Origin of the sequence: Azospirillum griseum (assembly GCF_003966125.1) — a bacterium.
GTDB lineage: Bacteria > Pseudomonadota > Alphaproteobacteria > Azospirillales > Azospirillaceae > Azospirillum > Azospirillum griseum.
Map to the genome: position 1 here is coordinate 50,165 of NZ_RXMA01000008.1, position 23,617 is coordinate 73,781.

At 66.2% G+C, this 23,617-nt stretch carries 25 protein-coding genes and 1 tRNA gene; 19 read left to right on the plus strand and 7 right to left on the minus strand.

Annotated features, from left to right (window positions below; translation table 11 throughout):
* The first annotated feature begins 88 nt into the window (after window positions 1-88).
* The 3 genes from EJ903_RS10565 (at window position 89) to EJ903_RS10575 (ending at window position 3,602) form a co-directional block, all read left to right on the plus strand.
* Window positions 89-547 carry a DUF3574 domain-containing protein gene (locus EJ903_RS10565; RefSeq protein ID WP_158627918.1) on the plus strand — a complete coding sequence of 153 codons (459 nt, stop codon included), beginning with the start codon at window positions 89-91 and terminating at the stop codon, window positions 545-547.
* Window positions 548-733: 186 nt separating this feature from the next.
* On the plus strand, window positions 734-2,659 hold the full coding sequence (locus EJ903_RS10570; protein ID WP_126614915.1) for a propionyl-CoA synthetase: 1,926 nt from the start codon (window positions 734-736) through the stop codon (window positions 2,657-2,659).
* Window positions 2,660-2,942: 283 nt separating this feature from the next.
* A complete protein-coding gene (locus EJ903_RS10575; protein ID WP_126614917.1) occupies window positions 2,943-3,602 on the plus strand; it encodes a metal-dependent hydrolase in 660 nt (219 codons plus the stop codon).
* A gap of 260 nt (window positions 3,603-3,862) precedes the next feature.
* Here EJ903_RS10575 and EJ903_RS10580 read toward each other — a convergent pair whose 3' ends face one another.
* Window positions 3,863-4,120: a hypothetical protein gene (locus tag EJ903_RS10580; protein WP_126614919.1), complete on the minus strand. Its 258-nt coding sequence runs from the start codon at window positions 4,118-4,120 to the stop codon at window positions 3,863-3,865.
* A gap of 412 nt (window positions 4,121-4,532) precedes the next feature.
* Between EJ903_RS10580 and EJ903_RS10585 the strand changes: the two genes are divergently transcribed.
* The 4 genes from EJ903_RS10585 to guaB all read left to right on the plus strand — a co-directional run bounded on the left by EJ903_RS10585 (window position 4,533) and on the right by guaB (window position 9,265).
* The gene (locus tag EJ903_RS10585) at window positions 4,533-5,732 is read left to right on the plus strand and encodes an ABC transporter substrate-binding protein (RefSeq protein ID WP_126614920.1); all 1,200 of its coding nucleotides are present in this window, start codon (window positions 4,533-4,535) and stop codon (window positions 5,730-5,732) included.
* A 154-nt stretch (window positions 5,733-5,886) separates the two neighbouring features.
* The gene (locus tag EJ903_RS10590) at window positions 5,887-6,912 is read left to right on the plus strand and encodes a Ppx/GppA phosphatase family protein (protein ID WP_126614922.1); all 1,026 of its coding nucleotides are present in this window, start codon (window positions 5,887-5,889) and stop codon (window positions 6,910-6,912) included.
* A gap of 18 nt (window positions 6,913-6,930) precedes the next feature.
* Window positions 6,931-7,638, plus strand: coding sequence for an RlmE family RNA methyltransferase (locus tag EJ903_RS10595; RefSeq protein WP_126614924.1), 708 nt, complete (start codon window positions 6,931-6,933; stop codon window positions 7,636-7,638).
* 148 nt (window positions 7,639-7,786) lie between these two features.
* Window positions 7,787-9,265, plus strand: a complete 1,479-nt coding sequence (gene guaB / locus EJ903_RS10600) for an IMP dehydrogenase (RefSeq protein WP_126614926.1) — start codon at window positions 7,787-7,789, stop codon at window positions 9,263-9,265.
* Between the two features lie 105 nt (window positions 9,266-9,370).
* Here the strand turns inward: guaB and EJ903_RS10605 are convergent, their stop codons facing one another.
* From EJ903_RS10605 to mltA, 3 genes are read right to left on the minus strand one after another with little or no spacing between them, the layout of a single operon-like run.
* Window positions 9,371-10,132, minus strand: coding sequence for a TrmH family RNA methyltransferase (locus EJ903_RS10605; RefSeq protein ID WP_126614929.1), 762 nt, complete (start codon window positions 10,130-10,132; stop codon window positions 9,371-9,373).
* Window positions 10,133-10,189: 57 nt separating this feature from the next.
* On the minus strand, window positions 10,190-10,741 hold the full coding sequence (locus EJ903_RS10610; RefSeq protein WP_126614931.1) for a GNAT family N-acetyltransferase: 552 nt from the start codon (window positions 10,739-10,741) through the stop codon (window positions 10,190-10,192).
* Between the two features lie 22 nt (window positions 10,742-10,763).
* Window positions 10,764-11,960, minus strand: a complete 1,197-nt coding sequence (mltA, locus tag EJ903_RS10615) for a murein transglycosylase A (RefSeq protein WP_246015435.1) — start codon at window positions 11,958-11,960, stop codon at window positions 10,764-10,766.
* Window positions 11,961-12,263: 303 nt separating this feature from the next.
* On the opposite strand from mltA, the gene EJ903_RS10620 reads away from it, so the two are divergent.
* From EJ903_RS10620 to EJ903_RS10630, 3 genes are all read left to right on the plus strand, one after another.
* The gene (locus tag EJ903_RS10620; RefSeq protein WP_126614933.1) at window positions 12,264-13,646 is read left to right on the plus strand and encodes an RsmB/NOP family class I SAM-dependent RNA methyltransferase; all 1,383 of its coding nucleotides are present in this window, start codon (window positions 12,264-12,266) and stop codon (window positions 13,644-13,646) included.
* A 168-nt stretch (window positions 13,647-13,814) separates the two neighbouring features.
* Window positions 13,815-15,335, plus strand: coding sequence for a leucyl aminopeptidase (locus EJ903_RS10625; RefSeq protein WP_126614935.1), 1,521 nt, complete (start codon window positions 13,815-13,817; stop codon window positions 15,333-15,335).
* Window positions 15,336-15,417: 82 nt separating this feature from the next.
* A complete protein-coding gene (locus EJ903_RS10630) occupies window positions 15,418-15,870 on the plus strand; it encodes a DNA polymerase III subunit chi (protein WP_126614937.1) in 453 nt (150 codons plus the stop codon).
* 34 nt (window positions 15,871-15,904) lie between these two features.
* On the opposite strand, the gene EJ903_RS10635 is transcribed toward EJ903_RS10630, so the two are convergent.
* Entirely contained in the window at window positions 15,905-16,561 is a 657-nt protein-coding gene (locus EJ903_RS10635) for a DsbA family oxidoreductase (protein WP_126614939.1), read from the minus strand.
* A gap of 133 nt (window positions 16,562-16,694) precedes the next feature.
* Here EJ903_RS10635 and EJ903_RS10640 point away from each other — a divergent pair, with 133 nt between their 5' ends.
* On the plus strand, window positions 16,695-17,177 hold the full coding sequence (locus tag EJ903_RS10640) for a hypothetical protein (RefSeq protein ID WP_126614941.1): 483 nt from the start codon (window positions 16,695-16,697) through the stop codon (window positions 17,175-17,177).
* A gap of 34 nt (window positions 17,178-17,211) precedes the next feature.
* Here EJ903_RS10640 and EJ903_RS10645 read toward each other — a convergent pair whose 3' ends face one another.
* The gene (locus tag EJ903_RS10645; RefSeq protein WP_126614943.1) at window positions 17,212-17,598 is read right to left on the minus strand and encodes a hypothetical protein; all 387 of its coding nucleotides are present in this window, start codon (window positions 17,596-17,598) and stop codon (window positions 17,212-17,214) included.
* A 69-nt stretch (window positions 17,599-17,667) separates the two neighbouring features.
* Complete coding sequence (locus tag EJ903_RS10650; RefSeq protein ID WP_246015437.1) at window positions 17,668-17,973, minus strand: hypothetical protein; 306 nt, start codon at window positions 17,971-17,973, stop codon at window positions 17,668-17,670.
* A gap of 161 nt (window positions 17,974-18,134) precedes the next feature.
* On the opposite strand from EJ903_RS10650, the gene EJ903_RS10655 reads away from it, so the two are divergent.
* From EJ903_RS10655 to nuoF, 8 genes are all read left to right on the plus strand, one after another.
* Window positions 18,135-18,362 (plus strand): hypothetical protein, encoded by a 228-nt coding sequence (locus tag EJ903_RS10655; RefSeq protein WP_126614945.1) that lies wholly within the window; start codon window positions 18,135-18,137, stop codon window positions 18,360-18,362.
* Window positions 18,363-18,508: 146 nt separating this feature from the next.
* Window positions 18,509-18,585: transfer RNA gene (locus EJ903_RS10660), tRNA-Asp, on the plus strand.
* A 294-nt stretch (window positions 18,586-18,879) separates the two neighbouring features.
* Window positions 18,880-19,248: an NADH-quinone oxidoreductase subunit A gene (locus EJ903_RS10665; RefSeq protein ID WP_119830577.1), complete on the plus strand. Its 369-nt coding sequence runs from the start codon at window positions 18,880-18,882 to the stop codon at window positions 19,246-19,248.
* A complete protein-coding gene (locus EJ903_RS10670; RefSeq protein WP_174237280.1) occupies window positions 19,239-19,784 on the plus strand; it encodes a NuoB/complex I 20 kDa subunit family protein in 546 nt (181 codons plus the stop codon). Before EJ903_RS10665 ends, EJ903_RS10670 begins: the two co-directional genes overlap by 10 nt.
* 27 nt (window positions 19,785-19,811) lie before the next feature.
* Window positions 19,812-20,441 (plus strand): NADH-quinone oxidoreductase subunit C, encoded by a 630-nt coding sequence (locus tag EJ903_RS10675; protein WP_126614949.1) that lies wholly within the window; start codon window positions 19,812-19,814, stop codon window positions 20,439-20,441.
* Window positions 20,442-20,533: 92 nt separating this feature from the next.
* On the plus strand, window positions 20,534-21,682 hold the full coding sequence (locus EJ903_RS10680) for an NADH-quinone oxidoreductase subunit D (RefSeq protein WP_417281861.1): 1,149 nt from the start codon (window positions 20,534-20,536) through the stop codon (window positions 21,680-21,682).
* A complete protein-coding gene (nuoE, locus tag EJ903_RS10685) occupies window positions 21,679-22,299 on the plus strand; it encodes an NADH-quinone oxidoreductase subunit NuoE (RefSeq protein WP_126614953.1) in 621 nt (206 codons plus the stop codon). Before EJ903_RS10680 ends, nuoE begins: the two co-directional genes overlap by 4 nt.
* Window positions 22,300-22,313: 14 nt before the next feature.
* Window positions 22,314-23,603, plus strand: coding sequence for an NADH-quinone oxidoreductase subunit NuoF (gene nuoF / locus EJ903_RS10690; protein ID WP_126614955.1), 1,290 nt, complete (start codon window positions 22,314-22,316; stop codon window positions 23,601-23,603).
* Window positions 23,604-23,617 lie beyond the last annotated feature (14 nt).

Consider the following 23,617-nt stretch of genomic DNA (forward strand, 5'->3'; position numbering starts at 1 on the left):
AACCGCCCGCTTGCCGCTTCGCCGCGCGCGGGGATGCGCGTATCATCGGTTGCGGATGTCCGTTCCGTTTGCGAAGGAGGTTGATGTGATGATGCCGTTGCGCGCCGCCCTGCTGTCCGCCGCCCTGCTGCTGCCGCTGTCCGCCCCGCTGCGGGCGGAAACGGCGGTGCCTGTTCCGGCCCCGGCCCCGGCCCCAGCTCTGGAATGCACCCTGCTGTCGGGCAGCCCGATGGTGGAATCACGCCTGTTCTTTGGCCGCAACATCGGCGATCACCTGGGCGTCACCGACAAGGCGTGGGCGCGATTCGTCAACAGGGAGATCACGCCGCGCTTTCCCGATGGCCTGACCATCCAGGACGCGGCGGGCCATTGGCGCGACAGCGACACCGGGCGGCTGGTGAAGGAACCCAGCAAGATCCTGACCCTGCTGACCGCGTCCGATCCGGCGACCCTGGCCCGCATCCACGAGGTCGCCGACCTCTACAAAAAGCGGTTCAAGCAACAGGCGGTCGCCATCGTCATGCGCCCGGCCTGCGTGGGGTTCTGAGGCCGGGTTCTTTGGCGGGGAATCGGGGTTGAATCGGGGGAAACGCTGCGACAGCCCGTCGCACCCCCGACCTTCTGCCATTTGCGCGCGGCGGTGGTCTTGACGCACATTGGAGCGGGACGCGCGACGGATCGTTGCGCGTGCGCGAGGAAACGCGAACCAAATATAATGATAAGGACGCCCCCGATGAGCCAAAGCACCGCCGCTCTCTTCGATCAGATGCACGCCCGCTCCCTGTCCGACCCCGAAGGCTTCTGGGCGGACGCGGCCAAGGACATCGCCTGGTTCAAGCCCTATGACCGGGTGCTGGACGACAGCGCCGCCCCCTTTTACCGCTGGTTCGTCGGCGGGGAGCTGAACACCTGCTACAACGCGGTGGACCGCCATGTGGAGGACGGGCGCGGCGCGCAGGCGGCGATCATCTATGACAGCCCGGTGACGCAGACCGTCCAGACCATCAGCTACGCCGAGTTGCAGGACCAGGTGGCGCGCTTTGCCGGGGCGCTGCGCGCGCAGGGCGTGGAGAAGGGCGACCGCGTCCTCCTCTACATGCCGATGATTCCGCAATCGGTCGTCGCCATGCTGGCCTGCGCCCGTCTGGGGGCGGTGCATTCGGTGGTGTTCGGCGGCTTCGCCCCGCACGAGCTGGCGACCCGCATCAACGATTCCACCCCCAAGGTGATCGTGTCGGCCTCCTGCGGCATCGAAACCAACCGCGTCATCAAATACAAGCCGATGCTCGACGCCGCGATCGAGCAGGCCGACCACAAGCCCGCCCACGTCATCGTCCTGCAACGCCCGCAGGAAACCGCGTCGATGATCCCCGGCCGCGACGTCGATTGGGTCGAGGCGGCGGCGGCGGCCGAACCGGCGGCCTGCGTGCCGGTGGCGGCGACCGATCCGCTCTACATCCTCTACACCTCCGGGACCACCGGCCAGCCCAAGGGCGTGGTGCGCGACAACGGTGGCCACGCGGTGGCGCTGCGCTGGACCATGCGCAACATCTACAACGTCCAGCCGGGCGAGGTGTATTGGGCGGCGTCCGATGTGGGCTGGGTGGTCGGCCATTCCTACATCGTCTACGCGCCGCTGCTGACCGGGGCGACGACGCTGGTGTTCGAAGGCAAGCCGGTCGGCACGCCCGACGCCGGAACCTTCTGGCGGGTGATCGAACAGCACAAGGTCGGCACGCTGTTCACCGCGCCCACCGCCTTCCGCGCCATCAAGCGGGAGGACCCGGACGCGCTGCTGCTGAAGAAATACGACCTGTCCCACTTCCGCGCCCTGTTCCTGGCTGGGGAGCGGTCGGACCCCGACACCCTGCATTGGGCGGAAGATCATCTGAAGGTGCCGGTCATCGATCACTGGTGGCAGACCGAAACCGGCTGGGCGATCTCCGGCAACCCGCTTGGCGTGCATCTGTTCCCGATCAAGTACGGCTCCGCCACCCGCCCGATGCCGGGCTGGGACGTGCGCGTGCTGAACGCGGAGTTGCAGGAGGTGCCGCGCGGCGACATCGGCGCGATCTGCGTCAAGCTGCCGCTGCCTCCGGGCACGCTGCCGACCCTGTGGAACGCCGACGAGCGCTTCAAGAAATCCTACCTCGCCGACTATCCGGGCTATTACCAGACCGGCGACGCCGGGTTCATCGATGACGACGGCTATGTCTATGTGATGGCCCGGACCGACGACATCATCAACGTGGCCGGGCATCGCCTGTCCACCGGCGCGATGGAGGAGGTGCTGTCCAGCCACAAGGATGTGGCCGAATGCGCGGTGATCGGCGTGGCCGACGACCTCAAGGGGCAGGTGCCGCTCGGCTTTGTCTGCCTGAAGGCCGGTGTCAGCCGCCCGCACGAGGACATCGTCAAGGAGGTGGTGCAGATGGTGCGCGACCAGATCGGCCCGGTGGCCGACTTCAAGCGCGCCCTGGTGGTGGAGCGCCTGCCCAAGACCCGGTCCGGCAAGATTCTGCGCGGGACCATGCAGAAGATCGCCGACAGCGCTGATTACAAGATGCCCGCCACCATCGACGACCCCGGCATCCTGCCGGAAATCGCCGAGGCGCTGAAGACGCTGGGCTACGCCAAGACCAGCGCCATTCCGCAGTGACCGGTGTGGAAAGAGCCGGTGCGGTCATCGCGGCGCTGTGACGCTTTCCCCGGTGCGGCTGGCCCATCACGGCGGCACCGGGCGTGAGCAAAAGCCCTTCTCCCAACACGGGAGAGGGGCTTTTTGTGTGCGCCTTTTGCGCGGGTCCTGTTGTTCGGATTCCGTTCCGATGCTAGGTTTCCTCTCCGTTTCCAGCGCGTTGGACGTTGCGGGGCGCGTTTGGGGGGAGGAGTTCCGCAGTGCGGGCAGCGGGAGTGCTGGCAGCGGTTGGGGGCGGGATGCCATGATGGCCTCGTCGCACATCATCGTCGGTGCCGCGACCTGGACCTGGCTGGCGTCCCGGTTCGGTCTGCCGCCGCTCGACCCGCTGGGCATCGGGCTGGCGGCGTTGGGGGCGCTTGCCCCGGACATCGACCATCCCAAATCGACGCTGGGCAGCCGGTTGAAGCCGATTTCGGTGCCGATCTCGCTGGTGTTCGGCCATCGCGGCATCACCCATTCGCTGTTCGCCGTCGCCGCCTGCGCGTGGCTGTTCGCCCACAGCGGGGTGGACGCGGGTCTCAGCGCGCCGTTCCTGGTCGGCTATCTCACCCATCTGGCCGGGGATCTGCTGTCGCCGTCCGGCTTGCCGTTGCTCTACCCGTTGAAACGGCGGCGCACCTTTGCCCTGCCGATCATCAAGACCGGTGGCTTTTCCGAACAGTTGGTGGTGGTGCTGCTGTGCGGTTGGCTGATCTCCAGCCTGTTCGGCTGCGATTGGCGCGGGGTGATGGACACCCCGGCGTGGCGAAGCGCCGCCGTCTTGTGGGTCGAGGCGGGCGACCGCCTGTCAGCCCTGCGCCCGGCCGGGGAGGAGCGTGGCTTTTCCGAATGGCCCCCGCGCAAGCCACCGGTCAAGCCGCCGCACCGGATGGCGTCGGTCGCCTGCGGGCTGTGTGGGTGATCGGTGTGTGGATGATTGGACTGTGACAGGCTCTTGACAGTTCAGCGGAATGGGCGCAGGCTTTTCTTACAGTAATCGTTGAGGTGATCGAAAGTTCTCGGGGTTCTGGCGATCTGCGATTGCGCCCCCGATGGTCGTCTGCGGTTCCTGACAGCCAGGGAGGGTGAGTAAGATCATGACTCCACCGACGCTTACCTGAGCACGCCGATCTGGTCGGCCCAGACAATTGGATTGCCATGCGCCGCAAGGCGATGAATGTATCAGCCGATATGGTTGGTAATGGAAACCCCCGCCCACTGTTGCGGGGGTTTCTTTTTCTTAGAGTCTGTTTGAAAGACGATGACTCTTGCTGATTTTGTCTTGACGGTTTGGCGGCGCGGGTGCATCGTATTCAAGACGAAAAACACAGAGGTGGCAGAAAAGCGCTCCTGTACTGGTTTTCCTCCAAGCGATTGCGCCTCGGCGTCGGGCTTGTGAAGGACAGAGTCACCGAAGCAAGGGAGGGTGAGTAAGATCATGACTCCACCGGCGCTTACTTGATGATGTCTGGATTTTGACATCCTGAGTTTCTGTTTCCTGCCGCCAATTCAGTGTGTTCTCCTGATTGGCTCTTGACGTGCGGATCCTCTGCATCCGTTCTGGAAGCCCCCGCCCTGATCGCGGGGGTTTCTTTTTGTGGCTGCGTTCCACCTGTGTTTTGCCGTGGCCATCGCCAGCCTCCCTTCGCTCCCCGATTCCATCAAAGCCTCTCGACAGCGATAAAGTTTCATACGATACTGTTGGTATATAGAAACAGTTTCGGATGTGCGCAATGTCGGTGCGGGTGTGACGGGCAACGTTCGACCCGCACCCACCAAGATCCAGCGCGCCATCGCCAAGAAACTCAACAAGAGCGCGAGCAGAAGAGGGGAGGATTCCGTGAATCTTTCGATGCGGCCTTTCGCCCTGGCGGCGGCGGTGTTGGCGGCCAGCGCAAACCTGGCCTGGGGGCAGGGCGTGAAGCCGGTGAAGATCGGCGTTCTGGTGGACGAGGCGGGTTTTGCCTCCGACATCGGCGGCAAGGGGGCGACCATCGCCGCCCAGATGGCGGTCGAGGATTTCGGCGGCAAGCTGCTGGATCGCCCGATCGAGGTGATCGCCGCCGACATGCAGAACAAGCCGGACGTCGCGTCCAACATCGTCCGCCGCTGGTTCGACGTGGAGGGCGTCGACATGGTGACGGACATTCCGGTGTCGTCGGTGGCGCTGGCGGTCCAGGCGGTGGCGCGGGAAAAGAAAAAGGTGCTGATGATCAGCGCGGCGACCACGACCGAGCTGACCAACGGCCAATGCTCCCCCTACACCATCCATTGGGCGGACGACACCGCGTCGCTGGCGGTGGGGGCGACCCGCGCGGTGGTGCAGGCGGGCGGAACCTCCTGGTACTTCATCACCGCCGATTTCGCCTTTGGCACCGCGATGGAAAAGGCGGCGACCGACGCGATCAAGGCGGCGGGCGGTACGGTTCTGGGCAGCGTCAAGCACCCCATCGGCACCAGCGATTTCGGGTCCTACCTGCTGTCGGCCCAGGGCAGCGGGGCAAAGGTGGTGGCGTTGGCCAACGTCGGGGCCGACACCATCGGCGCGATCAAGCAGGCCGGTGAGTTCGGCCTGATCGCCGGTGGACAGCGCATGGTCGGCTACATCGTCTTCATCACCGATGTCCATTCGCTTGGGCTGGAACTGGCCAAGGGGCTGTATGTGACCGAAGGTTTCTATTGGGACCAGAACGACCAGACGCGGGCGTGGTCCAAGCGCTTCTTCGGCCGTCACGGCAAGATGCCCAGCAAGGAACAGGCGAACACCTATCTGGCGACCAGCCATTGGCTGAAGGCCGCGCGCCAGGCGGGCACGACCGACGCCGAAGCGGTGACGGCGGCGATGAAGGCGATGCCGACCGACTATTTCGGCACCCCCGGCAGCGTCCGCAAGGATGGCCGGGTCCTCTATGACCTGTCGCTCTATCAGGTGAAGGCTCCGGCGGAGAGCAAGGCCCCGTGGGACTATTACACCCGCGTCCGCAACATCCCGGCGGACGAGGCGTTCCTGCCGCTGGAAAAAAGCACCTGCTCCTTCATCACCGGAAAATGATCGGGGGCAGGGGATCGGGGGCGTGATCGGGGGCGCGTGATCGGGTCCCCCCCGACCGGGGTGCGTCCGTTCCAGGATCGCCCTGGAAGGGGGGTTCCCGTCGGAACGCAATCCGGGCTATGATCCCCTCTTTACACGCGGCGGGGCGGGGTACGTGGTCATTCAGGTGCACAGCGAGTGGGACAGCGACGCGGAGCGCATCCGTTCGTCGGCTGTGACGCGCCCGGTGTTCGCCGCGCTGGACCTGGGGACCAACAATTGCCGCCTGCTGATCGCCAAACCGGCCCCCGGCGGCGGCTTTCGCGTCATTGACGCCTTTTCCCGCATCGTCCGGCTGGGCGAGGGGTTGAGCCGCAACGATTGCCTGTCCGACCCGGCGATGGAGCGCACCATCGCCGCGCTGCGCGTCTGCGGATCCAAGATCGAGCGGCGCGGCGTGACCGCCGCCCGCGCGGTGGGGACCGAAGCCTGTCGGCGCGCGGCCAATTGCGGCGATTTCGTCGCCACGGTGGAACGCGAAACCGGCATCGCGCTGGAAATCATCTCCAGCGAGGAGGAGGGGCGGTTGGCGCTGGCCGGTTGCGCCTCCCTGCTGGAACGCAGCCCGCCCTTTGCCCTGGTGTTCGACATCGGCGGCGGATCCACCGAATTGATGTGGCTGGCGTTGGAGCCGGGGCGGCCGCCGCGCGTGCTCGATCAAATCTCCATCCGTTGCGGCGTGATCGGTCTGACCGAGGAGTTCGGCGGGCCGGAGGTCACGCCCGCCATGTACGACCGCATGGTCGATGCGGTGGCCGACGCCATCGCCCCGTTCGAGGCGCGCAACCGGATCGAGCGCCGCGTCGCCGCCGGTCAGGTGCAGATGCTGGGCACGTCGGGCACGGTGACGACGCTGGCCGGGGTGCATCTGGGGCTTGGCCGCTATGACCGGCGGGCGGTGGATGGCAGCTATCTGCGCATCGACCACGCCCGTTCGGTGATCGAGCACCTGATCGGGCTGGACTTTGACGGGCGGGCGCGTCATCCCTGCATTGGCCACGACCGCGCCGATCTGGTGATCGCGGGGTGCGCCGTGCTGGACGCGCTGTGCAACGTCTGGCCGGTGGAACGGCTGCGCATCGCCGACCGTGGTTTGCGCGAAGGGATTCTGGTGGACCTGATCCAGGCCGCCGGTGAGTAAGCAAGGGCAACAGGCATCATGGTACAGAAGACTCCGTCAACGCGTCCCGGTGGACGCCAAGCCACCGTTCGCGTCAAGACGGCGGGCAAGCGGTCCGAATCCTCCACGCGCTGGCTGGAGCGTCACCTCAACGACCCCTATGTGATCGAGGCGACCAAGCGCGGCTACCGCTCGCGCGCGGCGTTCAAGCTGTTGCAGTTGGATGAGAAGTTCCGCTTCCTGGCCCCGGGCAAGCGGGTGGTCGATCTGGGGGCCGCCCCCGGTGGTTGGACGCAGATCGCGGTGGAAAAGGTCCAGTGCAACCGCGAGGGCTGGCAGGTCGTCGGGCTGGACATCCTGCCGATGGACGCGGTTCCGGGCGCGATCACGATGCAGGCCGATTTCCTGGAGGAAAGCGCGCCGCAGCGGCTGAAGGACGCCTTGGGCGGACCGGCCGACATCGTGTTGAGCGACATGGCCGCCCCCACCACCGGCCACCAGCAGACCGACCATCTGCGCATCGCCAATCTGGTCGAGGCGGCGTATGATTTCGCCGAAGAGGTGCTGGCCCCCGGCGGCGTCTTCATCGCCAAGATGTTCCAGGGCGGGGCCGAGCGGGATTTGCTGGCGCGGCTGAAGCGCGACTTCGCCGTCGTCAAGCACGCCAAACCGGCGGCCAGCCGGGCGGAATCGTCCGAAACCTACGTCGTCGCCACCGGCTTCCGGGGCGGGGCGTCGGCGGACTGACCAACCGCGTGATGACAACCGGGGCGGGCGCTGGCTTGCCCCGGCCTCTTCGCACATCCACGCATAACAGATGCTGTGTGCGCACCGCTTCACAAGCCCATGGTCTTGTGTATAGTGCGCCACGTTTTTCTTTCGGGAGATCCACGACATGGCGCGCGACGCGAAAATCCGCGAGGCCCTGACCTTCGACGACGTCCTTTTGGTTCCGGCCGAAAGCTCGGTCCTGCCGAACGACGTGGACACCCGCACGCGGCTGACCAAGACCATCGAGCTGGGCATCCCGTTGATCTCGTCCGCCATGGACACGGTCACGGAAAGCCGTCTGGCCATCGCCATGGCGCAGGCGGGTGGTCTGGGTGTCATCCACCGCAACCTCACCATTGAACAGCAGGCCGAAGAGGTCCGCAAGGTCAAACGGTACGAATCCGGCATGGTGGTCAACCCGATCACCATCACCCCGGATTCCACCCTGGCCGACGCGCTGGAGGTGATGTCCTACCACAAGATCTCCGGCATCCCGGTGGTCGAAAGCCGCGACGCGCTGGGCAGCGGCAAGCTGGTCGGCATCCTGACCAACCGCGACGTGCGGTTTGCCACCGACCCGCGCCAGCTGGTCAGCGAGCTGATGACCAAGGATCTGGTCACGGTGCGCGAGGGCGTCAGCCAGGACGAGGGCAAGCGCCTGCTCCACCAGCACCGCATCGAAAAGCTGGTGGTGGTGGACGAGGATTACCGCTGCATCGGTCTGCTGACCGTCAAGGACATCGAAAAGGCGCAGGCCCACCCCAACGCCTGCAAGGACGCCAAGGGCCGCTTGCGCGTCGCCGCCGCCACCGGGACCGGCAGCGACGGTCTGGCCCGCGCCGAGGCGCTGTTTGACGCCGGTGTGGACGTGCTGGTGGTCGACACCGCGCATGGCCATTCGCTGAAGGTGCTGGATCAGGTCCGCGCCGCCCGCGCCATGGCCAACTACACCCAGGTCATCGCCGGCAACGTCGCCACGGCGGAAGCCGCCAAGGCGCTGATCGACGCCGGGGCCGACGCCATCAAGGTCGGCATCGGTCCGGGATCGATCTGCACCACCCGCATCATCGCCGGTGTCGGCGTGCCGCAGCTCACCGCCGTCATGGACGTGGTGGAGGAGTGCGAGAAGCACGGCATTCCGGTGATCGCCGACGGCGGCATCAAATATTCGGGCGATCTGGCCAAGGCCATCGCGGGCGGTGCCAGCGTCGCCATGCTGGGCAGCCTGTTCGCTGGGACCGACGAAAGCCCCGGCGAGGTCATCCTGTTCCAGGGCCGCTCCTACAAGAGCTATCGCGGCATGGGGTCGGTCGGCGCGATGGCGCGCGGCTCGGCTGATCGGTACTTCCAGCAGGAGGTTTCGACCATGAAGCTGGTCCCGGAAGGCGTGGAAGGCCGCGTCCCCTACAAGGGGCCGGTGTCGGCGGTGATCCATCAGCTCGTCGGTGGCCTGCGCGCCGCCATGGGCTACACTGGCAACGCCACCATCCCGGCGATGCGCGAGAACTGCCAGTTTGTCCGCATCACCAACGCGGGCCTGCGCGAAAGCCACGTCCACGACATCACCATCACCAACGAGTCGCCCAACTACCGCCAGGGGTGATCCTGCGGGTGTTGAGCAACAGTTGAGCGTTCGCCAGCGCCCTGTCCCGATCCTCGGGGCGGGGCGTTTGTGCGTCTGGTGGCTGGCACGGGTGGGTGGCGGTGGTTATCGGATCGCGGCGAAGCGGGCGAACAGCGCTACGCTGACGGCGACGGTCGCGTTGAGCGATTCCACATGGCCGGTGGTGGGGACCGACAGGCGCAGGGCCGGGCAATCCGCCGGGATGCCTTGGCCTTCCTCCCCCAAAATCAGGCGCAGGTCGCGCGGCCAGTCGAAGCGGGTCAGGTCGGTGCCGCCGCCGTCGAGCGCGCAGAGCGGCCCCGCCGCCGCGTTGACCTCGGCCCAGCGGGGGCCGCGCAGCAGCGTCAGCGAAAATTGCGCGTTGGACGCCGCCCGCAGGCATTTCGGGTGATAGGGGTGGGCGGCCCCCTCCAGCAGCACGACGCGCGACGCGCCAAAGGCCGCCGCGCTGCGCAGCAACGCACCCAGATTGCTGGGATCGCCCAGCGCGCACAGCAGTTCCAACCCCTGCGGCGGCTGGTTGAGGTCGATCACCGGCAGGCGCGGCACGTTGCCGACCAGCAGCGGAAAGTTGGTTCCCGACACGTCCAGCGCCCGGAACAGGGCGGGGGCGAGCTGGACCGGCTCGATCCCCGGCGGCAGACGCCACCCGGCGATCTGGGCGGGGTCGGTGAACAGCAGCCGTTCAAAACGGTCGGGGTGCTGGCGCAGCGCCTCCGGCACCGTTTTCAACCCGGCCAGCAGGAACTTGCCGTTCTTCTTCAACCCGCGCCCGTCGAGCGCCGATTCCCACAGCTTGAATTGCGGGTTCTGCGGGCTTTCGATCAGCAGGGGCGGGCGGGTCATGGCGGCGGCTTTCGCAGGGGCGGGCGTCGGATCACAGGGTGACAGGCGCGTTGCCTATCACAGCCGCCGCCCCAAAAACAGCAGCGGTCCGCGTTGCAGGGCGTCGGTGAAGCCCGCGCGCTGGTAAAAGGCGACGTTGCGGGCGAACACGCCGGTGACGAGGTGCAGGCCGGGCAGGCCATCGGCCCGGCAATCCTCGGTGAAGCGGTCCACCAGCGCCCGCCCGACGCCGCGATCCCGCCAGCCGGGGCGGACGTTGACGTGGAAATGGGCGGGATAGGCGGCAAACCGGTCGGCAAAGACGTCGTATTTCGGAATCGTCCGGTCGAGCGGGACCGCTCCGGCGCTGTCCTTGCAGCCGGTCAGATAGCCGATGACCGTGCCATTCCCGGCCAGCGCGAACCACAGATCGGCGGGGGCGTGGGTCACGAACCAGCCGGTCCAGGTCTCCATGAACGCCGCCCGCTCCACCGCGCTGGCGAAGTCGGTGCGGGTGGTGGAGGCGAAAAAGATCGCCTCCAACGCCGCCAGCGCCGCGTCGCGGTCGGGGTGGTCGGTCAGGCGGACCAGCCGTGCGTCGGCGTCACCGGTTGCGGGTGTGGCGGTCACGGGGCGGTGTCCCGGTTCGCGGTCAGTTGGCCGGGCCTTGCGCTGTTTGGAAGGCGGTTTTGCGCGGGGCGAGCATGGTGAAGCGGCCGCGCGCCTTCATCACCCCGGCCCCCTCTTCGGCCTCCGTTCCGGCCCCCCAGAACAGATCGCCGCGCACCGGCCCCTTGATCGCGCCACCGGTGTCCTGGGCCAGCACCAGCCGCTTGACCGTGCCGCCCGCCACAGGGGCTTCGCGCACCTCCAGCCACACCGGCACGCCCAACGGCACGTGATCGGGATCGACGGCCAGGCTGCGGCCCGGCGTCAGCTCCATGTTGCGGGCACCGCGCGGCCCACCCTCGGCCCGCTGCTTGAAGAAGACGTAGGAGGGGTTGAGGTTCATCACGGCGGTGGCCTCGCCCGGATGCTCCTTCAGCCAACGGCGGATGGTCTGCAACGACATCTGTTCGGGTGTGGCGTCGCCCCGTTCGATGATGTGCCGCCCGATGGGGTAATAGCTGTGGCCGTTCTGCCCGGCGTAGCTGAGACCGACATAGGAGCCATCGGTCATCCGCACCCGGCCCGACCCCTGGATTTCCAGGAAAAAGGCGTCGATGGGGTCATCCACCCACAGCAGTTCCAACCCGCGCCCGTTCAACGCCCCGGCGGTGATCCGCGCGCGCGAGGGCAGGTTGCCTTGGCTGGGTTTACGGTAAAGCGGCGTGTTGAATTTTTCGCTCCGGGTCCAGCTTCCGCGCAGCTCGCTTTCGTAATAGCCGGTGAACAGCCCTTCCTGTCCGGCCCCCAGGGCGACCGGGGTGAAATGGGTTTCGAAGAACTGTCGGGCGGCTTCCGGGTCGTTCGGCGGCAGGCGGTTGGCCGCCGCGCAGATGGCGCGCCAATCGTCGGTCGTCCCCGCCGCGCGGTTGCTGCCGATCGGCTTGCCCGGCGGCTGGCTCTTCACCCAGCCGCAGGTGCGCTGAATGGCGGGAACCGCTTCGGCGTGATCGTCCTCACCCCACCCGGCGAGCGTGCGGAAATCCGGGGCGATCTGGTCGGGGTGGACATAGGGCCGTTTGCCGCCGCCCGGCAGATGGGCCGTGGGCGTCGTGCCCGCGCAGGCCGCCAAGGCCAGAACCGCCCCCAACCCCAACGCCCGCATCACGCCGCGCACCGTCATTCCGTGCATCGTCTTCCCGCGCATCGTCTTCCCGCGCATCATCCCGTCCGCACCCGTCATCGCGCCCGTCCTTGCCCGCAAATCGAATCCGCCCGAACCAGGGGCCTTGTCACCGCGTTGTCACGCCCCGCCCGTTTGTGCCGAGCGCCACCGGCAGCGTCAACGGCTGTTTGGCGGCGGACCCGCCCCCGCGCGTTGATGTCACGGCCCGCACGCAAGGAGGCCGCGCGCAAGGCACCCACCGCGCCCGCGCGCGCGATCACGCGCGACCATGCGTGACAAGCGGCGGTGAAACGCGGTATCGACAGGGTGGGCCGACGCCGTTTCGCGTCCGCCGTTTGTGTTCCCGAAGGAAAAGCCACCATGACACCCGCCGCCCGCCTTCAGGCGGTCATCGAGCTGTTGACCGACATCGACGACATCACCCGCCCCGCCGACGCGGTGATGAGCGCCTATTTCCGCAACCGTCGTTACATCGGCTCGAAGGACCGCACCAACATCGCGCAGACCACCTACGCGATCCTGCGGCGTCACGCGCGGCTGGGCTGGTGGATCGAACGCACCGGGCACCGCCCGACGCCCCGCGCCCGCACGCTCGCCTACGCCCTGTTGGAGGAGCGCCGCAACGCCGGGGTCGTGCTGGAGATGTTCAGCGGCGGCAAATTCGCGCCCGAGCGTCTGAGCGAAAAGGAGCTGGCCCTGGTCGGCGCGCTGGACACCCACACGCTCGACCATCCCGAGATGCCGGAGGCCGTGCGCGTCGAATGCCCCGATTGGGCCGAAGCGCCGATCCGCGCCACCCTGGGCGACCGTTTCACGGTGGAGATGGAAAAGCTGCTGGACGCCGCCCCGCTCGACCTGCGCATCAACCCGCTGAAGGCCAACCAGGCCAGCGCGATCAAGGCGTTGGCCAAGGCGCAGATCGTCGCCGAGACGACGCAATGGTCGCCCTTCGGCCTGCGCGTCAAGGGCCGCCCGCCGCTGGGCGGCGTGGACGCCTTCAAGGACGGTCTGGTCGAAATCCAGGACGAAGGCTCGCAGCTCGTCGCGCTGGCCGTCGCGCCGAAGCCCGGCCATCAGGTGGTTGATTTCTGCGCCGGGGCCGGTGGCAAGACGTTGGCCATCGCCGCGATGATGAAGAACAAGGGCCGGGTCGTCGCCTGCGACGTGCTGGCCGGTCGGCTGAAGCGCGCGGCGGAGCGGTTCCGCCGCGCCGGTCTGCACAACATCGAAGCCCACCCGCTGACCAGCGAACGCGACCCGTGGGTGAAGCGCCACAAGCGCAAGTTCGACCGCGTGCTGGTCGATGCCCCGTGCTCCGGCACCGGGACGTGGCGGCGCAACCCGGACAGCCGGTGGCGTCCGCTGGGGCCGGGGTTGGCCGAGCTGGTTCCGTTGCAGGCCAACATTCTGGACAGCGCCGCCCGGCTGGTTAAGCCCGGCGGGCGGCTGATCTACGCCACCTGCTCCCTGCTGTTCGATGAGAATGAAGGGCAGATCGCCGCCTTCCTGGAAACCCATCCCGACTTCACCGTCAAGCCGGTGGCCGAGGTCTGGGCGGAGGAAGGGTTCGGCGCGGTCCCGTGCGAGGGTCCCTATCTGCGCCTGACCCCGGCCCGCCACGACACCGACGGCTTTTTCGCCGCCGTCCTCGACCGCAAGGCCGAGGAGCCGGTGGAGAGCGCCGAGACCGATGAGGCGGCGGTGGACGAGGCCGTGGAAACCTCCGACGCGGAAACCGTCTGACGTCAAAGGCCGCGCGCCCTGGCATGCCACTGTCCCCGTTTGGTTTCAACCGGACGGGGCGGGGCCTTGACAGCCGGGGTGGCGCGGCCTTTATCGCTGGGTTAGGGTTTTCCCACCACTTTTCGCCCGGCCCGCCTGTGCGCCGCCGGGCCATTCCACGAGGACCACATGAAGTTCTCCTTCGCGAAGCCGTCCTTGGCCTCGGTGCTGGGCAAGCCCGGCATCCTCGCCATCACCGTCGCCAACGACCGCAGCCTCGGCGCGCTGGGGCAGGAGTTGGACCAGAAGACCGGCGGCGCGCTGACCCGCGCCATGGCCGCCGCCCGTTTCTCCGGGAAAAAGGACGAGACGCTGACCCTGCTGGCCCCGGCGGGCGTTGAGCTGGAGCGCGTGGTCCTGATCGGCGTCGGCAAGGCCGAGGAGATCACCGACCTGTCGCTGCAATCGCAGGGCGGGACCCTGTTCGCCACGCTGGACAAGGCGGGCGACGAGGCGTCGCTGCTGGTCGAACTGCCCGAAGGCGCGGCGCTGGACGGCGCGGCGGCGGCGGTGGAGATCGCGTTCGGCGCGCGCCTGCGCTCCTACAAGTTCGACAAATACAAGACCAACGACAAGAAGGCGGAGAAGAAGGAGCCGAAACCGGCGCTCGACCGCCTGACCCTGCTGGTCGAGGGCGCGGACGAGGCCAAGAAGGCCTACGGCCCCCGCGACAAGGTGGCCGACGCCATTTTCTTCGCCCGCGATCTGGTGTCCGAACCCGCCAACGTCATCTACCCGGAATCCCTGGCCGACAAGACCAAGGAGCTGGAATCGGTCGGCGTCGAGGTGGAGATCCTGGAGCCGAAGAAGCTGCGCAAGCTGGGCATGGGCGCGCTGCTGGGCGTGGCCCAGGGCAGCGCGAACGAGGCCCGCGTCGTCGTCCTGCGCTACAACGGCAACGGCGATGGCGAGGATCAACGCCCGCTGGCCTTCATCGGCAAGGGCGTGACCTTCGACACCGGCGGCATCTCCATCAAGGGGGCCGCCGGTATGGAAGACATGAAGTGGGACATGGGCGGGTCGGCCACCGTGGTCGGCACCCTCTACGCGCTCGCCGCGCGCAAGGCGAAGGTCAACGCCGTCGGCATCATCGGGCTGGTGGAAAACATGCCGTCCGGCACGGCGCAACGCCCTGGCGACATCGTCACCTCCATGTCGGGCCAGACCATCGAGGTCATCAACACCGACGCCGAAGGCCGTCTGGTGCTGGCCGATTGCCTGTGGTACGCGCAGGACGTCTTCAAGCCCAAGCTGATGATCGATCTGGCCACGCTGACCGGTGCCATCATCGTCGCGCTGGGGCATGAGCACGCCGGTCTGTTCGCCAACAACGACGAGTTGGCGCAGAACCTGACCGCCGCCGGGCTGAAGGTCGGCCAACCGCTGTGGCGCTTGCCGATGAACGACGCCTACGACAAGGAAATCGAAAGCCCGGCCGCCGACATGAAGAATGTCGGGTCGGGCGGCGGCGCTGGCAGCATCGTCGGCGCGCAGTTCCTCAAGCGCTTCGTCAACGATGTGCCGTGGGCGCACATCGACATCGCGGGCGTGGCCTGGGCGAAGAAGGACAGCGCGACGGTGCCGAAGGGCGCGTCGGCCTTTGGCGTCCGTCTGCTCGACCGCTTCGTCGCCGAGTTCCACGAGGCGTGATCGTTCGGGCTTCCCCCCTTGCCGACCGGCTACGGCGGCAGGGGGGAACCCCAGCGAGGACCTGTGGGCCTGTGGATCCGAGATGACCGAAGTCCGCTTCTATCACCTGCAACGCCAGACGCTGGAACAGGCGCTGCCCAAGATCCTGGAAAAGGTTCTGGAGCGGAACTGGCGCGCCGTGGTGCTGGCGGCGTCGGCGGAGCGGGTGGACGCGCTCAACCAGCTTTTGTGGACCTACGACCCCAACAGCTTCTTGCCCCATGGCGCGGCGCGCGATGGCTTTGCCGATCAGCAACCGATCTGGTTGACGGCGGAGGATGAGAACCCGAACGCGGCCACCGTGCTGGTGGCGGTGGATGGGTCGGTCAGCGAACGCATCGACCAGTATGATTTGGTTTGCGATCTGTTCGACGGCAACGATGACGACGCGGTGCTGGCGGCGCGTGGCCGCTGGAAGACCTGCAAGGCCGCCGGTCACAGCCTGACCTATTGGCAGCAGACCGAACGCGGCGCGTGGGACAAGAAATCCGGTTGAGACGATCCAGGCCAGAAGATTTGGAAAAGGCGGGTCAACCGCTGACCGGTGTGGAGGCGTTGGCCGATTCGACCACGCCCAGATCCAACAAAGGCAGGAAGCTGGCCGGCTCCTGTGCCCCCGACAGCGCGTAGCGCCGGTTGAAGATGTAGCAGGGGACCGCCTGCAAGCCCATGTGCCGGGCCAACGCGTCGGCGGATTGCACCGCTGCGCTTTCGGTGCCGGCGGCGAGGCTGGCCTTCATCGCGTCACCGTTCAAACCGACACCGACCGCCACGGCGGCCAGCACCTCGTGATCGCTGATGTCCAAGCCCTGGACGAAGTAGGCCGCGAACAGCGCATCGGCCATGACGTTGCCGTGGCCGGATTGGGCGGCGATGCGGATCGCGCGGTGGGCGTCAAAGCTGTTGGGGGTGCGGCGAATCCGGTCGAGCGCCAAGGGCAGGCCGTCGCGCTCGGCGGTTTCCTCCACCATCCGGTGAATCTGCCGCGCCCGCTCGGCTCCGCCGAATTTCAAGGCCAGATAGTCGGAGCGGGCCATGCCGCCCGGCGGCATGTCGGGGTTGAGTTGAAAAGGTTGCCAGCGAATCTCAAGGGGAATCCCCGGCCGCAGATCCAGCGCACGCGCCAGTCGGCCTTTGCCGATGTAGCACCAGGGGCAAATCAGATCGGCGAAGGTTTCGATCAGCATGGCGCTCACTATCGCGGCAAAGCCGTTGCCGGGGCAAGGATTCGTTCATCGCAAGACTTTGTTAACCGATCTGGACGGACAGTCGAAACCGGCCCGACCGGTCGGTTGTGGCCCTGGTGGGGGCGTGCGGGCGATGACCAATTCCTACGTGGATGGCAAGGTGCGCGAAGCGATTCTGGCGTCAAAGGGCAGCCGGGCGTTGGCGCAGAAAATCCTGATGACCTGGGCGGCCAGCGATCCGGAGCTGTTGCGCGGCATGGCCCAACCCTTTTTGAAGGCCATCGTGGCCGCTTCGATCGAACGGGCGGCCCGGCCACCCAGCAGCGGATCGTCGCGGGCGCGGCCCGGCGCGTCGGTGGGCGGCGGGCGCGTGTCGGCGTCCGGTCTCAGCCGCGACGCGTTGGAAAGCGTGCTCAATCAATTGGGACGTGACCCGGAGGAGGGGGCAGGGGCCACCGCCCCGGCGGCGGCATCCCCGTCGTCCCCATCGTCCCCATCGTCCCCGGGGGCTGCCGACCGTGCGGCGCGCTACAAGGACGCCGGCGACCCCGGACATGAGAAAGCGATGATGGCCATCGCCAAAGCCTTCGTTACCAAGAAAATCCAACGATCCTGATAACGATCCTGATAAGGGCGGGCCATAGGGGCGCTCATTCGTCGAACCAACCCTTGGCCTTTGGCCCTGCGGGTTTGATGTCGGGCGGCGGGCTGGCCAGCGCCGTGGTCCCGTTCTTGTACGGGTCCGGGATGTGGTGGCATTCGACCTCGGCCAAGGTGCGGTAGCAGTAGAGGCGCGAGCGGTCGACCACGACCTTTTCCGGGCAATAGGTGCCCGTTTCCGACAGATTGATGAGCGAGCAGTCCTTCCCGGTGATGCCCGAGGCGATGTGGTCGCCGACGGTCTTCCGGGTGGTGTTCAGGGTCAGGATGTCCACCCCCGTTACCGTGGTGGGGCTGCACGCGCACAGGGGAAGGGCGGCGACCAAGGCCGCGACCGCCAGCCATTGACGTGAAGGGTGAGCCGCAACGGTCGCCATCCGATCCATCCCGCGATTCGATCTTGCGATACACTGCGCGCCGACATGATTAAAAAATCCTAAATTGGGTCATCGCAGGAGCGAGCAAATCCGCGAGCGGCATTGGACCAGCACAAAGGCGTCCTTGTCCTCCGTGCACCCCACTTTGAACACGGTGCTGCTCTCCCGGCCCGGGGCGTAGCGCATGACCTCCACCTTGGCCGGGGTGCAGTTGCCCATCGACTTGGCAACCTCCTTCGCTTCGGCCTGTCCGGCGGACACATTGGCACCGGCCAAGGCCGTGTCGGCGTGGAGCAGGAATCCCAGCGCGAGGCTGGTGGTCAGGCCGAGACGAACGGCGGGGCGAAGCTGGAAAGGGCAGGGCGTGCGCATCATTCCCACAGAATGGTCAGACGCACATTATGGCATGCGGGCGCAATGGCCTGAACCCCCTTGCTGGCGCGCGTTGCGGCCGTGCCCCACCACAAAACATCGGCAGGGCAGGGGTGTTCTGCTATGATCCAGCACCGCCACGGTCATCGAAAAGGGGGCACATCATGACCTTGAACGAGCGACGCCTTGGCGACCGCATTCTTGCCGCGCTGGACCTGGCGCTGGAGCAACGCCATCTGGAGGTGGCGGAGCATTTGGCCCGCGCGCTGGAAGAGGCGTTGACGCGATTCGGTGGACCGGACGCCGTGGACCATCGGGATCTGTCCACGGGCATGATCCAGGCGTTCGAACGCTTGAGCGAATTGCGGCGCGAGGAACACAGCCTGTCCTGACCGGATTTATGAAATTTCCCGTTGACAGGATCCTGGTCGCCGTCTAAAACCCGCGCACCGAACGACGGGGCCTTGGCCCGGTGGAAACAGCAGGTGTCTCAAGGGTTTGACTTGAAGAGACAGGTTGCTTCCAAACGTCGATCAGCGCGGGTGTAGCTCAGTTGGTTAGAGCGCCGGCCTGTCACGCCGGAGGCCGCGGGTTCAAGTCCCGTCACTCGCGCCACTTCCTTTTAAAAGTTGCTTCTTGAGAATGGCTCGCAAGATTGCGGGCCTTTTTGCTTTTGGTCCAGACTTGCGCTTCGCTTTGAAAATGCTTGGTAATACCAAGGGAAATTCTGTAATCGGAATCCCCTATTGCCGAGTCGGACGCGTTCAAAGCCCTTTCCTTGCATCCACACTCGGCATATATTCCGGCCCGTCTGATGGGCTAATCCAAGGCATTCCTGCCACGCCGCGCGTTTCCTCCGACAAACGGATGGGACGGCGTTCGTGGCCGTGGGCTTATGGGAGGAACGCGGTGTCGACTCCGCTGATCATTGAGTATCTTCCGATCCTGGTGTTCCTGCTGATCGGTATCGCGCTGGCCGTGGTGATGGTGGGCGCGTCCTACATCATCAGCCCGAAGAACCCGGACGCCGAAAAGGTCTCCCCCTACGAATGCGGCTTCGAGCCGTTCGAGGACGCCCGCACCAAATTCGACGTGCGGTTCTATCTGGTCTCGATCCTGTTCATCATTTTCGACCTGGAGGTCGCCTTCCTGTTCCCCTGGGCCATCGCGCTGGGTGACATCGGGCTGTTCGGCTTCTGGTCCATGATGCTGTTCCTGGGCATCCTGACCATCGGCTTCATTTACGAGTGGAAGAAGGGAGCCTTGGAATGGGAGTGAAGATCGCCAATCCGCTGGCGCCAATTCCCCCCGGCCCGGAGCAGGACGCGTACATCCGCGCCGTGTCCGACGAGATCCAGGACAAGGGCTTCGTGCTGGCCAAGTACGAGGATTTGCTGGCCTGGGCGCGCACCGGTTCGCTGTGGCCGATGACCTTCGGTCTGGCCTGCTGCGCGGTGGAGATGATCCACGCCTACATGAGCCGGTACGATCTGGACCGCTTTGGCGTGATTCCGCGTCCCAGCCCGCGCCAGTCCGATTGCATGATCGTCGCCGGCACGCTGACCAACAAGATGGCCCCGGCGCTGCGCAAGGTCTACGACCAGATGCCGGAACCGCGCTGGGTCATCTCCATGGGATCCTGCGCCAACGGCGGCGGTTACTACCATTACTCTTACGCGGTGGTGCGCGGCTGCGACCGGGTCGTGCCGGTGGACATCTATGTGCCGGGTTGCCCGCCGACGGCGGAAGCCCTGGTCTATGGCATCCTCCAGCTTCAGAAAAAGATCCGGCGCGGCAACCGCATCGCTCGCTAAGACCAGGAAGAAGGCAGGGTACGGCCCATGTCCGAACAGGCGTTGAAGGAACTCGGGGACGCGATCGCCGCCAAGCTTGGCGGCGACGTCCTGACGGTTGAGGTGAAGCTCGGCCAGCTGATGGTGACGGTCAAACGCGCCGCCATCCTCACGGCGCTGACCACGCTGCGCGACGATCCGGCGTTCTCGTTTGAACAGCTGACTGACGTGACGGCGGTCGATTATCCCGAACGCATCGAGCGGTTCGAGGTGATCTACCAACTCCTCAGCTACAAGCACAACCGGCGCATGCGCGTGAAGCTGACCACCGACGAGGACACGCCCGTCCCGTCGGCGGTGTCGGTCTACAGCGCGGCCAACTGGTTCGAGCGCGAGACCTGGGACCTGTTCGGCGTCTTCTTCGACAACCACCCGGACCTGCGCCGGATCCTGACCGACTACGGGTTCGAAGGGCATCCGTTCCGCAAGGATTTCCCGCTGACCGGCTATGTCGAGGTCCGCTACGACGAGGATCAGAAGCGCGTGGTCTACGAGCCGGTGCGGCTGACGCAGGACTTCCGCAGCTTCGATTTCCTCAGCCCGTGGGAAGGCATGACCAACGTCATGCTGCCGGGTGACGAGAAGGCCGCCCTCCAGGACGGGAGCAAGACGCCGTGAGCATGACGACCGTGACGAGCGAACCGACGACCGGCGTCGTCGTGGCTGGCGCTGGCGGACCGGCCGCCAAGACGCAGATCAAGCCCTACACGATGAATTTCGGGCCGCAGCACCCGGCCGCCCACGGCGTGCTCCGTCTGGTGATGGAGCTGAACGGCGAGGTGGTGGAGCGTTGCGATCCGCACATCGGCCTGCTGCACCGTGGCACCGAAAAGCTGATCGAGCACAAGACCTACATCCAGGCGACTCCCTATTTCGACCGTCTGGATTACGTCAGCCCGATGTGCATGGAGCACGCCTTCGTGCTCGGCATCGAGAATCTGTTGCAGATCAAGCTGCCGCTGCGCGCGCAATACATCCGCGTCCTGTTCTCGGAAATCACCCGCATCCTCAATCACATCCTCGCGGTGACGATGGGTGCGATCGACGTCGGTGCCATCACGCCGCCGCTGTGGGGCTTCGAGCAGCGCGAGCTGCTGATGGAGTTCTACGAGCGTGTGTCGGGCGCGCGTCTGCACGCCAATTATTTCCGTCCGGGCGGGGTGGCCTGGGATCTGCCCGATGGCCTGCTGGACGACATCTGGGCCTTCACCGAGCAATTCCCGAAATTCATGGAAGACGTCGACAATCTGTTGACGGACAACCGGATTTTCAAGCAGCGCACCGTCGACATCGGCATCGTCACCAAGGAACAGGCGCTCGATTGGGGCTTCACCGGCCCGATGCTGCGCGGTTCCGGCGTGGCGTGGGATCTGCGCAAGTCGCAGCCCTACGAGGTCTACGACCGCATGGATTTCGACATCCCGGTGGGTCTGACCGGCGATTGCTGGGGCCGTTACCTGGTCCGCATGGAGGAAATGCGCCAGTCGCTGCGCATCATCCGCCAATGCTGCAAGGAAATGCCCGAGGGGCCGTTCAAGATCGAAGACCGCAAGGTCGCCCCGCCGCCGCGCGGCGAGATGAAGCGGTCGATGGAAGCGCTGATCCATCACTTCAAGCTGTTCACCGAGGGCTTCCACGTTCCGGCGGGCGAAACCTACACCGCCATCGAAGCGCCCAAGGGCGAGTTCGGCGTGTATCTGGTGTCCGACGGCACGAACAAGCCCTACCGCTGCAAGATCCGCGCGCCGGGATTTGCCCACCTTCAGGGCCTGGACTTCATGTCCAAGGGGCACATGCTGGCCGACGCCGTCGCCAACATCGCGTCCATGGACATCGTTTTCGGAGAGATCGATCGATGAGCGCGCCCGCTTCCGATCACGGCCACGAGCCGACGAGCTTCGCCTTCACCCAGGAAAACCTGGAGTTGGCCCAGCGAATCATCGCCAAATACCCGGTCGGCAAACAGGCCAGCGCCTGCATGCCGCTGCTGGACGTGGCCCAGCGTCAGAACGGTGGCTGGCTGCCGCGCGTTGCCATGGACGCCGTGGCCGACCTGCTGGGGATGCCGCGCATCCGCGTGTACGAGGTCGCGACCTTCTACACGATGTACAACAAGAACCCGGTCGGCAAACACCACATCCAGGTTTGCACCACGACCCCCTGCTGGCTGCGCGGTTCGGACGACATCGTCCACGCCTGCAAGAAGAAGCTGGGGATCGACCTGGGCGAAACCACCGCCGACGGTCAATTCACCCTGGGCGAGGTCGAATGCTCGGGTGCCTGCGTCAACGCGCCGGTTGTTCAGATCGGTGACGATTATTACGAAGACGTGGCCCCGGAGCATGTGGACGGTCTGATCGAGGCGCTGAAGCGCGGCGAGCGGCCGAAAGCCGGATCGCAGATCGGTCGCCGGTCGTCGGAGCCGCTGGGCGGCCCGACCACGCTGGCGGCTTTCACCACGCAAGCTGACGACTGAGGGGGGAGACCGCGATGCTTCGCGACGAGGACCGCATCTTCACCAACCTCTACGGCTACCAGGACTTCGGTCTTGAGGCGGCCCGCAAGCGCGGTGACTGGGACAACACGGCGGCCATTCTGCAGAATGGGCGCGAATGGATCATCGAGAATGTGAAGGACTCCGGCCTGCGCGGGCGCGGCGGTGCCGGTTTCTCGACCGGCATGAAGTGGTCCTTCATGCCGAAGAACGTCACCGACAAGCCGGTGTATCTGGTCATCAACGCCGACGAAGGCGAGCCGGGCACCTGCAAGGACCGCGACATCCTGCGCCACGATCCGCACAAACTGATCGAGGGCTGCCTGATCGCCGGTTTCGCCATCGGGGCGAGCGCCTGCTACATCTACATCCGTGGTGAGTTCTACAACGAAAGCTCCAACGTCCAGCGCGCCATCGACGAGGCGTACGCGGCTGGGCTGATCGGCAAGAACGCCTGCGGGACCGGCTACAGCTACGACGTCTACATCCATCGCGGTGCCGGTGCGTACATCTGCGGCGAAGAGACGGCGCTGATCGAGTCGATCGAGGGCAAGAAGGGGCAGCCGCGCAACAAGCCGCCCTTCCCGGCGCAGGCGGGTCTGTATTCCTGCCCGACCACGGTGAACAACGTCGAATCCATCGCGGTGGTTCCGACCATTCTGCGGCGCGGGGCGGGCTGGTTTGCTGGCCTGGGCCGTCCGAAGAACACCGGAACCAAGCTCTTCTGCATCTCCGGGCACGTCAACAAGCCGTGCAACGTCGAAGAAGAGATGGGCATTCCGCTGAAGGAGCTGATCGAGCGCCACGCCGGTGGCGTGCGCGGCGGCTGGGACAATCTGCTGGCGGTCATCCCCGGCGGGTCGTCGGTCCCGGTGCTGCCCAAGGAGATCTGCGACACCGTCCTGATGGATTTCGACTCGCTGCGCGACGTCCGCTCCGGCCTGGGCACGGCGGCGGTCATCGTCATGGACAAGTCGACCGACATCGTGAAGGCGATCGCCCGCCTGTCGAGCTTTTACGCGCATGAATCCTGCGGCCAGTGCACGCCGTGCCGCGAGGGCACCGGCTGGATGAGCCGCGTGATGCAGCGCATGGTGACGGGCAACGCCCGCATGGAAGAAATCGACATGCTGCTGCAAGTCACCAAGCAGGTCGAAGGCCACACCATCTGCGCGTTGGGCGACGCCGCCGCCTGGCCGATCCAGGGCCTGTTCCGCCACTTCCGCCCGGAGGTTGAGCGGCGCATCCAGGCTTACCGCAACAGCGCGCCGCTGGCGGCCGAGTAAGGAGTTCCCGTTCC

Excerpts from the sequence above, each read along its gene's own strand:
- EJ903_RS10605 (WP_126614929.1), bottom strand. The coding sequence starts at position 10,132 with ATGACCCGCCCGCCCCTGCTGATCGAAAGCCCGCAGAACCCGCAATTC.
- EJ903_RS10570 (WP_126614915.1), top strand. The coding sequence starts at position 734 with ATGAGCCAAAGCACCGCCGCTCTCTTCGATCAGATGCACGCCCGCTCC.
- EJ903_RS10635 (WP_126614939.1), bottom strand. The coding sequence starts at position 16,561 with ATGCTGATCGAAACCTTCGCCGATCTGATTTGCCCCTGGTGCTACATC.
- EJ903_RS10680 (WP_417281861.1), top strand. The coding sequence starts at position 20,534 with ATGAATTTCGGGCCGCAGCACCCGGCCGCCCACGGCGTGCTCCGTCTG.
- EJ903_RS10575 (WP_126614917.1), top strand. The coding sequence starts at position 2,943 with ATGATGGCCTCGTCGCACATCATCGTCGGTGCCGCGACCTGGACCTGG.
- mltA (WP_246015435.1), bottom strand. The coding sequence starts at position 11,960 with ATGACGGGTGCGGACGGGATGATGCGCGGGAAGACGATGCGCGGGAAG.
- EJ903_RS10565 (WP_158627918.1), top strand. The coding sequence starts at position 89 with ATGATGCCGTTGCGCGCCGCCCTGCTGTCCGCCGCCCTGCTGCTGCCG.
- EJ903_RS10675 (WP_126614949.1), top strand. The coding sequence starts at position 19,812 with ATGTCCGAACAGGCGTTGAAGGAACTCGGGGACGCGATCGCCGCCAAG.
- EJ903_RS10625 (WP_126614935.1), top strand. The coding sequence starts at position 13,815 with ATGAAGTTCTCCTTCGCGAAGCCGTCCTTGGCCTCGGTGCTGGGCAAG.
- EJ903_RS10655 (WP_126614945.1), top strand. The coding sequence starts at position 18,135 with ATGACCTTGAACGAGCGACGCCTTGGCGACCGCATTCTTGCCGCGCTG.
- EJ903_RS10585 (WP_126614920.1), top strand. The coding sequence starts at position 4,533 with ATGCGGCCTTTCGCCCTGGCGGCGGCGGTGTTGGCGGCCAGCGCAAAC.
- EJ903_RS10630 (WP_126614937.1), top strand. The coding sequence starts at position 15,418 with ATGACCGAAGTCCGCTTCTATCACCTGCAACGCCAGACGCTGGAACAG.
- EJ903_RS10640 (WP_126614941.1), top strand. The coding sequence starts at position 16,695 with ATGACCAATTCCTACGTGGATGGCAAGGTGCGCGAAGCGATTCTGGCG.
- nuoE (WP_126614953.1), top strand. The coding sequence starts at position 21,679 with ATGAGCGCGCCCGCTTCCGATCACGGCCACGAGCCGACGAGCTTCGCC.
- EJ903_RS10620 (WP_126614933.1), top strand. The coding sequence starts at position 12,264 with ATGACACCCGCCGCCCGCCTTCAGGCGGTCATCGAGCTGTTGACCGAC.
- EJ903_RS10645 (WP_126614943.1), bottom strand. The coding sequence starts at position 17,598 with ATGGCGACCGTTGCGGCTCACCCTTCACGTCAATGGCTGGCGGTCGCG.
- guaB (WP_126614926.1), top strand. The coding sequence starts at position 7,787 with ATGGCGCGCGACGCGAAAATCCGCGAGGCCCTGACCTTCGACGACGTC.
- nuoF (WP_126614955.1), top strand. The coding sequence starts at position 22,314 with ATGCTTCGCGACGAGGACCGCATCTTCACCAACCTCTACGGCTACCAG.
- EJ903_RS10595 (WP_126614924.1), top strand. The coding sequence starts at position 6,931 with ATGGTACAGAAGACTCCGTCAACGCGTCCCGGTGGACGCCAAGCCACC.
- EJ903_RS10670 (WP_174237280.1), top strand. The coding sequence starts at position 19,239 with ATGGGAGTGAAGATCGCCAATCCGCTGGCGCCAATTCCCCCCGGCCCG.
- EJ903_RS10650 (WP_246015437.1), bottom strand. The coding sequence starts at position 17,973 with ATGATGCGCACGCCCTGCCCTTTCCAGCTTCGCCCCGCCGTTCGTCTC.
- EJ903_RS10580 (WP_126614919.1), bottom strand. The coding sequence starts at position 4,120 with ATGATCTTACTCACCCTCCCTTGCTTCGGTGACTCTGTCCTTCACAAG.